Raw genomic sequence first — 12,138 nt, 5'->3', positions numbered from 1 at the left:
CGCCACCACCGTGGCGGACACCGGCACCGACGACGGCGTGCTGGAAGAGGTCATCGCCGTACTCGAGGAGCACCTCGGCATCCGCGCCATCGCCCCGGACGACGACTACCACGACCTCGGCGGGGACTCGCTGCTCGCGGTCGAGATCGTCAGTGTCTTCCGGGACCGTTTCGGTGTCACCCTGGACCTCGACGCCTTCGGCACCCTGCGCACCCCGAGCCGGATGGCCGCGGCCGTGCGTGCCGACCGGGCCGGGGAACCCGCCGGCCGCGGACTGGTCACGGTCCGCGACGGTGACGAAGTGCCCCTGTTCCTGGTGCACCCGGCCGGCGGTACCAACCTGCTGTACGTCCGGCTCGCCGAGGTCTCGCACTCCACCGTGCCGCTGACCGCGCTGTCCTTCCCCACCGCGCCGGCCGGCCTGCGGCCCTCGACCCTGCGCGGCCTGGCCGCCCTGTACGTCGAACGCGTCCGGTCGGTACAGCCGCACGGCCCCTACCGGCTCGGTGGCTACTCCTTCGGCGGCAACGTCGCCTTCGAGATGGCCGTGCAGCTCCAGGCCGCCGGCGAGCGGGTCGAGCCGGTGCTGATGCTCGACACCCATGTGCCCGAGAGCTATGTCGGCGGCCGCCTCAGCCCCGAGGAGTTCGACGCGGCGTTCGACGTGCTGTCCGCGCAGACCTCCCTGATGCGCGGCGTCGACATCGACATCCTGCGCGAGGAGGGCTTCCTGGGGATCTGGCAGGCCAACCACGACATGCTGAAGACCTACTACCCCGACCGCCCCTTCGACGGCGACATCCTGCTGCTGCAGGCGGAGGAGTCCGAGCCGGAGGAACTGCTCGACGCGCTCCGCATCAACCTGCGCGACAAGTCGCTGTGGCAGGACCACATCACCGGCCGGCTGCGCGTGCAGAAGGTCCCCGGCCACCACTTCACCATGTTCGAGGACGGCGAGCGGATCACCGCGCTGGCCGGCGCCTTCGACGACGCCCTCGCCAAGTACGCCCAGTACGGGGAGCGGTGAAGCCCGTGCTCAGCTACGGTTCCTACCTCGGCGGCACGGAACACCCCGGCCGGCAGTGGATCTACACGCTGCGCGCCTCCGCCATGCTGGACGACTTCTTCGGCGCCATCCGCCTCAAGCGCGGTCTGGAACGGGGCCGCGTCCCGCTCGACGAGGCCGGTACGGACGTCGTCGGCCGGTGCGCCACAGCCGACGCCGGCGACATGGACGCCGCACTGGAGCTCGCGGCCGGCGCGGCGCGTACCTGGTCGGCGGCGCCCCTGGAACGACGTATGCGGGTGGTGGAGGAGTTCCACGACCTGGTGCGCACCCATCACGACACCCTTGTCGACCTGATGATCGCCGAGGGGCACCCGAGGGCCCTGGCCCGCTGGGAGGCGGCCGGCATGCTCGCCAACACCAGTGCCGCCACCAGGTCCTTCCTCGTCGGGCAGATGCTGTACACCGCCCACGACGGGCCGCGCACCCTCCAGGTCCGCCGGGTCGCCGACGGGGTCGTCTGTCTCAACCCGCCGCAGAACGCCACCGTCGCCAACGCCCTGCTCGGCATCTGGGCGCTCGCGGCCGGCAACGCCCTCGTCGTCCGCGCGCCCCGCAGCGCGCCGCTCGGCGTGATGTACGCGCTGCGCGAGCTGATCGCCCCCGCCCTCGAACGGGCGGGGGCCCCCGCGGCCGCCCTCTCGGTGCTCTGCTCCGACGCCCGCGGCACCCTCGACCAGTGGCTCGACAGCCCGCTGGTCGACGACATCATGTACTTCGGCAACAGCGAGCAGGGCATCGCCTTCGGCGCCGAGTGCGTCGCCCGGGGCAAGAAACCCGTCCTCGAACTCGCGGGCAACGACATCTGCGTCGTCTGGCACGACGCCGACCTCGATCTGGCCGCCGAGGCCCTCGCCGAGGCCTTCTACGGCTCCGGGCAGATCTGCATGGTGCCCAACTGCGCGGTGGTCCACCCCCGGGTCGCCGACGAACTCCTCGCCCGGCTGCGGGAGCGGGCCGCCGCGATCAGACCCGGCCCTCCGGAGGCACCCGACGCGCTGCTGTCGCCCGTCCTGCGCCCCGACAAGTTCTACGACGTCCTCGGCCAGGCCACCGGGGCGGGCGCCGAGCTGGTGTGCGGCGGCCGCCGCCTGGATGTGCGGGGGCGTCCCGACGACACCCGGGGGCTCTTCCTCGAACCCACCGTGCTGCGTGTGAACGGCCTGAAGACGGCGCGCGAACTGGACGCCGTACGCCATGAGACGTTCTTCCCGCTGCTGCCCGTGATCGTGCCCGAGGCGGCCGACGACGAGGAACTCCTCGTCACCGTCGCCGATTTCGTCAACACGAACGAGTACGGGCTGCGCAACTCGCTGTGGTCCGGCAGCGAGCGGACCATCGACGCCTTCGTGTCCCTGATCCGCAACGGCGGGCTGCTGAAGGTCAACGACTCCCACATCGGCTTTCTGCCCCTGCTGCCCACGCACGGCGGCACCGGACTGACCGGCGGCCCGTGCGGCGAGGCCAACTACCCGATCCTGCGCACCTCCCACCTGCAGGGAGTCAGTGTGGCCCGCGGGGTGAGGCCCGGCGCGGCGGTCTTCGCCGACGACAGCGACGTACGGGAGGTGTCCGCATGACGCGCGGCATGGACAGCGCACGCGAGACGTGCGAGAAGTTCCTGCCGGGGCTCGCCGAGGCCCTGGCCGAGGTCCCGCTGCTGGAACTCGAGTCACCCGGCAGCCCCGGCCCGGAACTCTTCCGCCGGCACGCCGGACCGGGCCTGCTCGTGCCCACGCCGTACGGCGGAGCGGGTGCGAGCGCGTTGCAGGCGGCACGGGTGTCCCGGGCGCTCGGCGCTCTGTCGCCCTCCCTCGGCGTGGCGACCGCGATGCACAACTTCTCCGTGGCGAGCCTCGTGGCGCTGGTCGCCTCCGCCGACGCGAGCGGTCTGGAGTGGCTGGTCATCGAGGGTATCGCCCGTGACCGGCTGCTGGTCAGCTCCGCGTTCGCCGAGGGCCGCACCGGCGCCGGGGTGCTCGACTCGGGCGTCCTCGCCGTGCCCGTCGAGGGTGGCTACCTGGTCAGCGGCAGCAAGAAGCCGTGCAGCCTGTCGGCGTCGATGAACCTCATCACCGCGAGCGTCGCGCTGCCCGGCGCGGACGGAGGCACCGAACTCGGAGTGGCCCTGGTGCCGGCCGACTCCCCGGGCATCTCCCGCCGCGCCTTCTGGCAGGCGCCCTTCCTGGCCGGCGCCGAGAGCGACGAGGTCGTCCTGGAGGAGGTGCGGATACCCGAGGAGCTGATGCTGCGGCCCCAGGTCGAGCTGGGCACCGGACTCGACACCCTGCAGACAGTCGGGTTCGTGTGGTTCGAGCTGCTGGTCACCAGCGTCTACACCGGTGCCGTGGCCCGGCTCGCCGAGAGCGCCCTGCGTGCCGGCAAGGGCAGCGCCACCGACCGGGCGGCCCTGCTGACCGGCGTGGAGGCGGCGATCGCCCTGGCGGAGAACGTGGCCCGGATCGTCGACGAGCACACGGTCGGCAACGACGAGCTGGCCACCGTCCTCACCGCCCGTTACGCCGTGCAGGAACTCCTCGTCTCCGCCGCCGACCGAGCCGCCGAACTGCTGGGCGGCCTGGCGTTCGCCACCACCCCCGACGTCGGCCACCTGCTGGCCGTCAGCCGTGCCCTGGCGTTCCACCCGCCCTCGCGCGGAGCCACCGCCCAGGCGCTGCTCGACCACCACGACGGCGCACCGCTGCGGGTGCGGTGATGGCGGGCACCGAAGGCCGGGAGATCGCCCGTCTCTACAAGAGGCATCTCAGCCGGGGACGCGGAAAGCTCGGCGAGATGTTCGGCGGACAGGTCGAGGTGGCCTCCTCCGGTTCCTGGGTGCGCACCGAGGACGGCCGCGCCTACCTCAACTGCGGCGGCTACGGCGTCTTCCTCGCCGGCGCCTGCCATCCGCGGATCGTCGCCGCCGCGGAGCGGCAGCTGCGCACCCACCCGCTGGCGACCCGGCTGCTGCTGGAGCCCCGGGCCGCGCACGCGGCGGCCGCCCTGACCAGGGTGGCGCCGGCCGGCCTCGAACGGGTTCATTTCACCAACTCCGGTGCCGAGGCCGTGGAGACGGCCCTGAAGCTGGCCCGCACCCGGGGCCACCGCCGTATCGTGTCGACCGCGGGCGGCTTCCACGGCAAGACGTTCGGCGCCCTGTCCGCCACCGGCAACCCGCTCTACCGCGACCCCTTCCACCCCCTGCTGCCGGACGCCACGCATGTGCCCTACGGCGACGCGGACGCGCTGCGCGAGGCGCTGGGCGCCGACGCCTCCGACGCCGTGGTGATCGTGGAGCCCGTACAGAGCGAGGCGGGCGTCCTGGTGCCTCCCGAGGGCTACCTCAAGGACGTGGCCGCGGCCTGCGCCGCCGCCGGGGCCTTCTTCGTCCTGGACGAGGTGATGACGGGACTCGGACGGCTCGGCGCGTGGTGGGGAGCCGACCGCGAGGGTGTCACCCCCGACGTGCTGCTCGTCGGCAAGGCGCTCAGCGGCGGGGTGGTCCCCGTCGCCGCCGCCGTCGCCACGGTCGAGGCTTTCGCCGCCTTCGACCGAGACCCGTTCCTGCACACGTCCACCTTCGCCGCCGCGCCCCTGGCCATGGCGGCGGCCGAGGCCGCGATCGGGGTCATCGAGGACGAGGGGCTGGTCGAACGCGCCTCCGTCCTCGGCGAGCACATCCTGACGGCGCTGCGGACCGCCGTGGCCCGCCACTGCCCCCACCTGGTGCGCGAGGTCCGCGGTCTCGGCCTGCTCATCGGCGTCGAGTTCCACGAGGCGGGCCTGGCGGGGGAGTTCCTGCTGGAACTCCTCGCCCGTGACGTGATCGCCAATCACTCCCTCAACGCGCACACCGTCGTCCGCCTCACACCGCCGGCCGTGCTCGGCGAGCCCGAACTGGACCACCTGGACGAGGCGCTCGACGGCGCCTTCCGCGCTCTGGGCCGGCGCTTCCCGGCCGCGTAGTCCGGCAGCCCGCATCGAAAGGAACCCACACCCCATGCGTTCGGTGGAACTGCTCTACGACGACACCCGCCTGTCCCCGCACGAGGCGTACGAGCGGGTGCGTGATTTCGCCCGCTACCCGGATCTCGTGGACACGGTCCGCTTCGTCACCGTCCACCCGGCCACGTACGGGTCGCCCGTCCTCAGCGACTGGGAGGTCGACTTCCGCAACGGCGTCCTCGCGTGGAGCGAGGAGGACGTCTTCGACGACCTGGCCCTGTCCATCGTCTTCCGGCAGACCGAGGGGGACTTCGAGTCCTTCGAGGGCCGGTGGGACGTCGCGGCCGGGCCGCACGGCACGGCCCGGGTCCGCTTCGCCGCGACCTTCGACTTCGGCCTGCCGAGCCTCGCGGGGATCGTGGACCCGGTGGCGGAGCGGGTGCTGCTGGAGACGATCGAGCACATCCTGCGGACGCTGCTGACGGAACAGGTGCCCGGGGACTCGGTACGGGGAAGGGCCGCGTGATGGATGCCGTCAACCGCTTCGACACGCCGACCACCTTCGGGCTGCTGCGGGCCGAGTACTGCGTCGGACTGGCCCTGAGCGCCGGGCTGTTCCTGTGGCACCTGGACGAGGTGCGCTGGCCGGTCGCCGTCGCCCTGTTCGCGTACATCGACGTCATCGGCTACCTGCCCGGTGCCCTCGCCCACCGCCGCGCGTCCGGGGGCGCGATCCCGCGCGTCTACCACGTCCTCTACAACACCACGCACAGCTGGCTCAGCGCGGGAGCGGTCGTCGCCCTGTGGGCCTGGCTGGTGGGACCGGAATGGGCTTTGCTCGCGGTCCCCGTCCATCTGTGCGGCGACCGCGGTCTGCTCGGTAACTTCTTCAAGCCCTTCGCCGTGGACTTCGAGTCGGCGCCGCACCCCGCCTTCGTACGACTGGAGAACGACCTCACGTCCGACGTGCCCGTGGCGGAAGCGGACGCGGCCCGGCCTGCTCGGGTGGCCTCATGAGTGCCCCCGCCGAGGCGCAGGCCGTGCTCGACGTCCTCAGGGAGCACGCCGATCACCCCAGCGCCTTCCTTGCGGTCAACAGCGCCACCCACCACTACCGCAGCGACCTGGTGCCCGGAATCGTCGCCCATCTGCCCGGCCGGCGCCATCACATCCAGTTCGCCGGGCCCTTCGCCCCGCCGTCGGCGCGCGACGCCCTCCTCGACGACTACCTGCGGCATCTGGGCCCGGGTACCACGCTGACGGCCGTCCAGCTCCGCCGCGACGAACTGCCGCTGTATGTCCGGCGGGGCTTCACGGCGAACCAGATCGGCAGTTCGTACGCCATCGATCTGAGCCGGTTCACGCTCCGGGGCAAACCGCTGGCCAAGATCCGGCAGAACGTCTCCCGCGCCCGCCGTGAGGGCGTGACGGTCGTGGAGGCGGCCCCCGACGACCTCGCCGGCCGGCAGTCCCTGGACGACATCGACCGGGCCTGGCTGCGGGCCAAGGGCAGGCACGTCAAGGAACTGTCGTTCCTGGTCGGTGAACGCGGCGGCCCGGGGCGGACGTCGCGACGCACCTTCCTGGCCCGCCGGCACGGGAGCACCGTCGCCTACATCACCTACTCGCCCGTCTGGGGCAGCCGCCCGGGATGGCTGTACGACCTCACCCGCCGCTCACCGCCGGCGCCGGTCGGCACGATCGAGCTGATCAACCTGACGGCGCTGACCGCGTTCGCCGACGAGGGCGCCCAGTGGCTCCACCTGGGCCTGACCCCGTTCGCCGGACTCGACCGGAGTCTCGAGCCCGCCTCCTCGTCACCGCTCCTGACGCGGGCACTGCGCCAGGTGGCGCGACGCGGGACGGCGCTGTACCCGGCCCGCACCCAGGAAGCCTTCAAGCTCAAGTGGGCTCCGCAGGTGATCGAGCCCGAGTACGTGGCCTTCCAGGACCGGGTCCGCCCGGGGGCCGTATGGCGGCTGCTGCGGGCGATCAGCGCCGTATGAACTCCAGGGCCACCGAGACGGCTTTCCCGACATGTTCCCCGCGTGAAATGAGGACCGCACCATGACCCAGCCCCCCGCAGTTCCCGTCGAGGCCGACTGGGATGCCGCTCCGGGCGTCCTGGAGGGTGCCCGGAGCCTGGAACTCACCGCCGCCGACTGCAACCTGCCGTACTGGATCGAGCACGTGGCAGGTTCCATGCTGCGCCGGCTGGCGGACGGTTCGGTACGGGCGGACGCCCCGACCGAGGCGGTCACCCGGCCCGGCCCGCTGCACGACGCCCTCGTCGACGAGTTCACCTTCCGCACCCTGGCCGAGGAGAAGGCGGCCCGTGCGCTGTCCTTCCTCGTCTTCCACGCGCCGGACAACGACTCCCTGGAGTTCTTCTCCACGCAGCTCGTCGACGAGGCCCGGCATGCGCGCGTCTTCAGGGAGCACCTGCTCAAGGCGGGAGTCCCGGCCGACGAGGTCGCGGGGGCGATCGCCCGGACGGCGGCCTCCTCGGGCGCGGCCGTCCTGGACCCGCTCGAGGAGTTCGGCCTGCACGTCCTGCGCGACCAGGGGGACTTCTACGGCGGTGTGCTCGTGCTGACCGTCCTGGTGGAGGGCGTGCTCGCCCCCGCGGCCGAACTGAGCGAGCGCAAGTGGAAGCTGTTGGACCCCTCCGCGGCCCTCGTCGAGCGGGGCGCCAACATGGACGAGATCCGCCATCTGGCCGTGGGCAGCGCCATCGTCCGCGATCACCTCACCCGCCGTCCCGACCAGCGCGCGCGCCTCCTCGCCCTGATCCAGGAGGGCCGCCGCCTCTGGGAGAAGCTGCCCATGGCCGAGGTGCTCTTCCGCCGCGAGTCCCTGTTCCAGGAAGGCCTCGCCGAACACGGCCACCTGCTCGGCGCATACGAGATCTGGCCGGGCCGCCGCCTGGTGGACACCGGAGTCCAGGAGCGGATGGAGGCGGCGGAACGATGGTCACGCGAGACACAGGAGGCACGCCTGGCGTACATGCTGCTCGACGGGACGCCGTGACGCGCGGTCCGGGGGAGAGCGGGGCCGTGCCGGAGGTCTGGCGGGTCCCGCTGCCGGGGGCGGCGGACGAGCCTGCCCCGACCCCGTCGCGGGCGGCTGCGCGGGAGACACCCCCGGTCCCGACCCCGTCGCGGGCCGCTGCGCGGGAGACACCCCCGGCCACGCTCGCGGCGCGCGTCACCACCCCCGCCGGTCCGCCGCGGGCGGTGATCGTGATCTGGCCGGCGCTCGGGGTGGACGCCGCCTACTACGATCCGTTCCGCGAACACCTCGCGGCCCTGGGCGTCGCCGCTCTCGCCGTGGATCTGCGGGGCCAGGGCGAGAGCGGCCCCCGGCCCGGACGGGGCACGCGCTGGGGCTATGACGAACTCGCCTCCCGTGACTGGCCGGCGGTGCTCGACGCCGTACGCGAGCGGTTCGGTCCCGACGTGCCGCTCTATCCGCTCGGGCACAGCATCGGCGGCCAGGTCAGTGTTCTGCACCTGGCCCGCGCGCCCAAGTCGGTGGACGGGCTGCTTCTCGTCGCGGCCGGTTCGGTGGACTTCCGAGGCTTTGGTGGCGTGGCTCGGTACCGGGTGCTGGCGTCCACCCAGCTCGTCGCCCTCATCTCCGCCCTCTGGGGATTCTGGCCGGGCCACAGGCTCGGCTTCGGCGGCCGCCAGCCGGCCCGGCTGATGCGCGACTGGGCCCGGCTCTGCCGCACCGGCCGGCTCACCCCCGCCGGAGCCGGCTTCGACTACGAGGCCCGCCTCGGCGAGGTCACCCTGCCGGTGCTCGCCGTGTCGGTGGCCGGCGACCACCTCGCGCCGGCGGGCGCGGTCGACCGGCTGTGCGCGAAGCTCCCGGCGGCCGACGTGCACCGCTGGCACTACCGCCCCGCCGGGGGGACCCGGGTCGACCATGTCCGCTGGGCCCGCCGCGGCGAGGCGATCGCCGAACGGATCTCCCTTTGGCTCACGGAGAGGGAGGCCGCGGCGCGCCGGCCTGCGTGACCGGGCGGGACCGCCCCCGTCAGCGCTCCTGCGGGGCCTTCACGACGACCGCGAGGCCGGTGAAGGCCCCGTGGCCGTTCGGTACACGGACTTGAGTAATGGTCCAGAATCTTTCATGATGCAGGAACGATACGGCTCGTTCTGGAGCCGTGGCGCGACGGTGCGCGTCATCACCCCGCACGATCGGAGAACTCATCACACATGGGACAGAAGAGAACCCTCTCTCCGATGTCGGATGAGCGAGGCGGGCACCGGCGGGACCTCGACGCACGTGAGCGCATCCTCTCCACGACGATGCGGATGCTCGGAGTCCTCGGCTACTCACGGCTGTCGATCGGAGGCATCGCCCAGGAGGCCGCTGTCGGCAAGGCGACCATCTACCGGTCGTGGGCCAACAAGGCGGCCCTGGTGCTGGACGCCGTGCGGGTCCAGCTGCCGGACGTGCCGGTCGCCGACATCGGTGACAGCGAGGAGGAGATCGTCGCCGTCGCCGAGACGCTCGCCGAGATCTACGGCTCGCCCACGGTCAGGCTGGTCCTGTCGGCGCTCGTCTCGGACGCGGCGGCCGACCCCGAACTCGCTCAGCGTCTGCGCGAGGAACTCATCGATCAGCGCAAGAAGCAGTCGGTCGTGGTGCTCGACCGCGCGATCGACCGCGGCACCCTCCCGCCGGACGCGGACGTCTCCACGGTCCTGGACATGTGGGCCGGACTGATGCTGTTCCGCAGCCTGTTCTACGGCGTCAGCCTGGACGAACAGTTCGTACGCGACCTGGTGAGCGCAACCCTGGGCTCCCCGCCCCGCACCACTACCAGGGGCGAACGGCCGGAGACCTGAGCGGGTGATCCCCTGGACTCGTCCAGGAGCCGGGGCGGGGCCCGCCGCTGTGACTATGCGGCGCGGTCATGTCGCAGGGCCTGGACGAGCCAGGGGTACACCGGGGTCGGATTCGGTACCACCTGCCAGCCGTTGACGATCCACACCAGCCGCCAGTACCGGTCCACCCTGGGATCGTGCGCCTCTTCGAACTGCTCCGCCATCCAGTACCGGAACGTCCTGTCAGGCGTGCGCGCGAACACCTCGGCGAAACGGTGCACGAGGTCGTCGATGACGGGTGCGACCCTGTTGCCGAGCGGGCCGGTCCCCGACTTCCCGGCCTCGGCCACCTTCTGACGGGTGAACTCCACCAGCTCCTCGCCGGCATCGCGCTCGATGTCCAGCGGGCGCCCGGCGGCCTGGCGTACGGCCGTCCGGCGCATCCGGGCACGGAAGTCCTCGTCGCCGATCATCCCGGCGAGTTCCACCTACGCGGCGACCTGTCGACCAGGGGGTCGACGTCGTGCTGGACGTCTTTGCCCCGCGCAACCCGTCCGAGTTCCACCGGGTGCTCCGTCCGACCGGCCGGTTGATCGTGGTGCGGCCCATCGAGCGGCACCTGGCCGAGCTACGGGGCCAGATCCCCGCGATGGTCACGATCGACCCGGACAAGGAACAGCGCCCGCAACGGGCGTTGGACCCCTGTTTCCAGGCCGCCGGTACTCAGCACGTCGAATACACCACGCCCTTGACCTGGCAAGAAGCCATCGACCTGGTAGAGATGACACCGAGCACACGCCATCTGACCCACGCTGACCTGAGCGACCACGGCTCCTTATCCAGTCAGGTGACCGTCTCCGTGCCGGCGACCTCCTACCAGCCTCGGTAACTCGGGCAAGGCGGGGCGTCCGCCCGCCGGCCGTCATGATCTCTCAGACCGTCCGGCAGCCGGAGTGGTGGGCACCGCCGGCGCGGGCAGGTGCTCCGGTGAGCTGGTTGCGGCGCAGATCGGCCGGGACCCGTTCACTTCGCACAGCGGACCCGGTAGGAAACCGCAGATGGACCGGGAACGGACAGCGATCTCCTCCGACTCTCAGGACGGGAACCCCGCCGCGACACTTTTGCAAGCAGGTGCTTGCAAAAGTTAGCGAGGGTGGGCATGGTGGAGGCATGGCATCGCTCAACGTCGGCAATCTCGGTGAGTACCTGCGCGAGCAGCGGCGCAACGCGCAACTGTCGCTGCGGCAGCTCGCCGATGCCGCCGGGGTGTCGAATCCGTACCTGAGCCAGATCGAGCGCGGGCTGCGCAAGCCCAGCGCGGAGGTGTTGCAGCAGGTCGCCAAGGCGCTGCGGATCTCCGCCGAGACGCTGTACGTCCGCGCGGGCATCCTCGACGCCGAGCGGGACCGGGACGAGGTGGAGACGCGCGCCGTCATCCTCGCCGACCCCTCGCTCGACGAACGGCAGAAGCAGGTCCTGCTCCAGATCTACGAGTCCTTCCGCAAGGAGAACGGACTCGGTGGCGAAGGCCCCGTACGGCCCGAGGAGTCCACGGGTACGGGAGACGACCCCGGCAGTGATGCCGGTCCGCGGCGGACGGCCGGATGAAGCCGGACCAGGGCTCCGGCCTCCGCACGCGGACCACACCTGCCTCAGCCGAACGCGAATCCGGGAGGACCCCCACCATGACCATCACCGACGACCTGCGCAAGACCTTCAGCGACCCGACTCCGCTCTACTTCGCCGCCGGTACCGCCGATCTCGCCATCCGGCAGGTCCGTAAGGTGCCCGGTCTGGTCGAGCAGCTGCGTGCCGAGGCCCCGGCGCAGATCGAGAAGGTGCGCGGCACCGACCCGAAGGTCGTGCAGGAGCGGGCCACCGCCCGCGCCAAGGAGGCGCAGGAGACCATCCAGACCAAGGTCAACGGCTTCATCGGCAACCTCGACGTCGACCTGAAGAAGGTCGGCGAACAGGCCCAGGATCTCGCCCTGCGCGGTGTCGGCGTCGCCGCCGAGTACGCCGTCAAGGCCCGCGAGGCGTACGAGAAGGTCGCCGAGCACGGCGAGCAGGCCGTCAGGACCTGGCGCGGCGACGCCGCCGAGGAGATCGAGGAACTCGCCATCGCGGTCGAGGGCCAGCCCGAGCCGGGCGTGATCAAGGAGACCCCGAAGCCGGCCGCCGGTGCGCCCGGTCCGGCCGTCGCCAAGCCCGACCCGGCCGCCGCGAGGAAGCCCGTCGTGAAGAAGCCGGGTTCGGCCCCGGCTCCGGCTCCTGTTTCGGCTCCTGCCC

The 12,138-nt window shown here is 72.0% G+C and carries 14 protein-coding genes; 13 read left to right on the top strand and 1 reads right to left on the bottom strand.

Annotated elements, in window-relative coordinates; translation table 11 throughout:
- The 10 genes from ACFWN1_RS26835 to ACFWN1_RS26790 all read left to right on the top strand — a co-directional run.
- Positions 1 to 1,027: thioesterase domain-containing protein (locus tag ACFWN1_RS26835; RefSeq protein ID WP_384367064.1), on the top strand; the 1,027-nt coding region annotated here is incomplete at its 5' end.
- A 5-nt stretch (positions 1,028 to 1,032) separates the two neighbouring features.
- On the top strand, positions 1,033 to 2,646 hold the full coding sequence (locus ACFWN1_RS26830) for an aldehyde dehydrogenase family protein (RefSeq protein WP_384367061.1): 1,614 nt from the start codon (positions 1,033 to 1,035) through the stop codon (positions 2,644 to 2,646).
- Positions 2,643 to 3,782 carry an acyl-CoA dehydrogenase gene (locus tag ACFWN1_RS26825; protein ID WP_384367058.1) on the top strand — a complete coding sequence of 380 codons (1,140 nt, stop codon included), beginning with the start codon at positions 2,643 to 2,645 and terminating at the stop codon, positions 3,780 to 3,782. Before ACFWN1_RS26830 ends, ACFWN1_RS26825 begins: the two co-directional genes overlap by 4 nt.
- Positions 3,782 to 5,032 carry an aspartate aminotransferase family protein gene (locus ACFWN1_RS26820; protein WP_384367055.1) on the top strand — a complete coding sequence of 417 codons (1,251 nt, stop codon included), beginning with the start codon at positions 3,782 to 3,784 and terminating at the stop codon, positions 5,030 to 5,032. The genes ACFWN1_RS26825 and ACFWN1_RS26820 overlap by 1 nt, the downstream gene beginning before the upstream one ends.
- 34 nt (positions 5,033 to 5,066) lie before the next feature.
- The gene (locus ACFWN1_RS26815; protein ID WP_384367052.1) at positions 5,067 to 5,537 is read left to right on the top strand and encodes a type II toxin-antitoxin system RatA family toxin; all 471 of its coding nucleotides are present in this window, start codon (positions 5,067 to 5,069) and stop codon (positions 5,535 to 5,537) included.
- Positions 5,537 to 6,028, top strand: a complete 492-nt coding sequence (locus ACFWN1_RS26810) for a hypothetical protein (RefSeq protein WP_384367050.1) — start codon at positions 5,537 to 5,539, stop codon at positions 6,026 to 6,028. The genes ACFWN1_RS26815 and ACFWN1_RS26810 overlap by 1 nt, the downstream gene beginning before the upstream one ends.
- On the top strand, positions 6,025 to 7,017 hold the full coding sequence (locus ACFWN1_RS26805; protein WP_384367047.1) for a phosphatidylglycerol lysyltransferase domain-containing protein: 993 nt from the start codon (positions 6,025 to 6,027) through the stop codon (positions 7,015 to 7,017). The genes ACFWN1_RS26810 and ACFWN1_RS26805 overlap by 4 nt, the downstream gene beginning before the upstream one ends.
- A 61-nt stretch (positions 7,018 to 7,078) precedes the next feature.
- Positions 7,079 to 8,041, top strand: coding sequence for a VlmB-like protein (locus ACFWN1_RS26800; RefSeq protein ID WP_384367044.1), 963 nt, complete (start codon positions 7,079 to 7,081; stop codon positions 8,039 to 8,041).
- 26 nt (positions 8,042 to 8,067) lie between these two features.
- The gene (locus ACFWN1_RS26795; protein WP_384367041.1) at positions 8,068 to 9,033 is read left to right on the top strand and encodes an alpha/beta fold hydrolase; all 966 of its coding nucleotides are present in this window, start codon (positions 8,068 to 8,070) and stop codon (positions 9,031 to 9,033) included.
- A gap of 228 nt (positions 9,034 to 9,261) precedes the next feature.
- Complete coding sequence (locus tag ACFWN1_RS26790) at positions 9,262 to 9,870, top strand: TetR/AcrR family transcriptional regulator (protein ID WP_384367038.1); 609 nt, start codon at positions 9,262 to 9,264, stop codon at positions 9,868 to 9,870.
- 53 nt (positions 9,871 to 9,923) lie between these two features.
- On the opposite strand, the gene ACFWN1_RS26785 is transcribed toward ACFWN1_RS26790, so the two are convergent.
- Entirely contained in the window at positions 9,924 to 10,337 is a 414-nt protein-coding gene (locus tag ACFWN1_RS26785; RefSeq protein ID WP_384367035.1) for a hypothetical protein, read from the bottom strand.
- A gap of 35 nt (positions 10,338 to 10,372) precedes the next feature.
- Here ACFWN1_RS26785 and ACFWN1_RS26780 point away from each other — a divergent pair, with 35 nt between their 5' ends.
- The 3 genes from ACFWN1_RS26780 to ACFWN1_RS26770 form a co-directional block, all read left to right on the top strand.
- Positions 10,373 to 10,738: a hypothetical protein gene (locus tag ACFWN1_RS26780; RefSeq protein ID WP_384367032.1), complete on the top strand. Its 366-nt coding sequence runs from the start codon at positions 10,373 to 10,375 to the stop codon at positions 10,736 to 10,738.
- A 281-nt stretch (positions 10,739 to 11,019) separates the two neighbouring features.
- Positions 11,020 to 11,457, top strand: a complete 438-nt coding sequence (locus tag ACFWN1_RS26775) for a helix-turn-helix domain-containing protein (protein WP_384367029.1) — start codon at positions 11,020 to 11,022, stop codon at positions 11,455 to 11,457.
- Positions 11,458 to 11,534: 77 nt separating this feature from the next.
- A partial coding sequence (locus tag ACFWN1_RS26770) for a hypothetical protein (protein WP_384367026.1) occupies positions 11,535 to 12,138 on the top strand: 604 nt, incomplete at its 3' end.

The organism is Streptomyces sp. NPDC058459, from assembly GCF_042721685.1.
In the GTDB taxonomy this organism is placed as follows: domain Bacteria; phylum Actinomycetota; class Actinomycetes; order Streptomycetales; family Streptomycetaceae; genus Streptomyces.
The sequence above is the reverse complement of the archived record's forward strand: the minus strand, read 5'-3'. Positions and strand labels throughout refer to the sequence as shown.

Bases quoted from the DNA above. Each gene is read 5' to 3' on its own strand.
- ACFWN1_RS26825 (WP_384367058.1), top strand. From the start codon at position 2,643: ATGACGCGCGGCATGGACAGCGCACGCGAGACGTGCGAGAAGTTCCTG.
- ACFWN1_RS26820 (WP_384367055.1), top strand. From the start codon at position 3,782: ATGGCGGGCACCGAAGGCCGGGAGATCGCCCGTCTCTACAAGAGGCAT.
- ACFWN1_RS26815 (WP_384367052.1), top strand. From the start codon at position 5,067: ATGCGTTCGGTGGAACTGCTCTACGACGACACCCGCCTGTCCCCGCAC.
- ACFWN1_RS26810 (WP_384367050.1), top strand. From the start codon at position 5,537: ATGGATGCCGTCAACCGCTTCGACACGCCGACCACCTTCGGGCTGCTG.
- ACFWN1_RS26805 (WP_384367047.1), top strand. From the start codon at position 6,025: ATGAGTGCCCCCGCCGAGGCGCAGGCCGTGCTCGACGTCCTCAGGGAG.
- ACFWN1_RS26800 (WP_384367044.1), top strand. From the start codon at position 7,079: ATGACCCAGCCCCCCGCAGTTCCCGTCGAGGCCGACTGGGATGCCGCT.
- ACFWN1_RS26790 (WP_384367038.1), top strand. From the start codon at position 9,262: ATGTCGGATGAGCGAGGCGGGCACCGGCGGGACCTCGACGCACGTGAG.
- ACFWN1_RS26775 (WP_384367029.1), top strand. From the start codon at position 11,020: ATGGCATCGCTCAACGTCGGCAATCTCGGTGAGTACCTGCGCGAGCAG.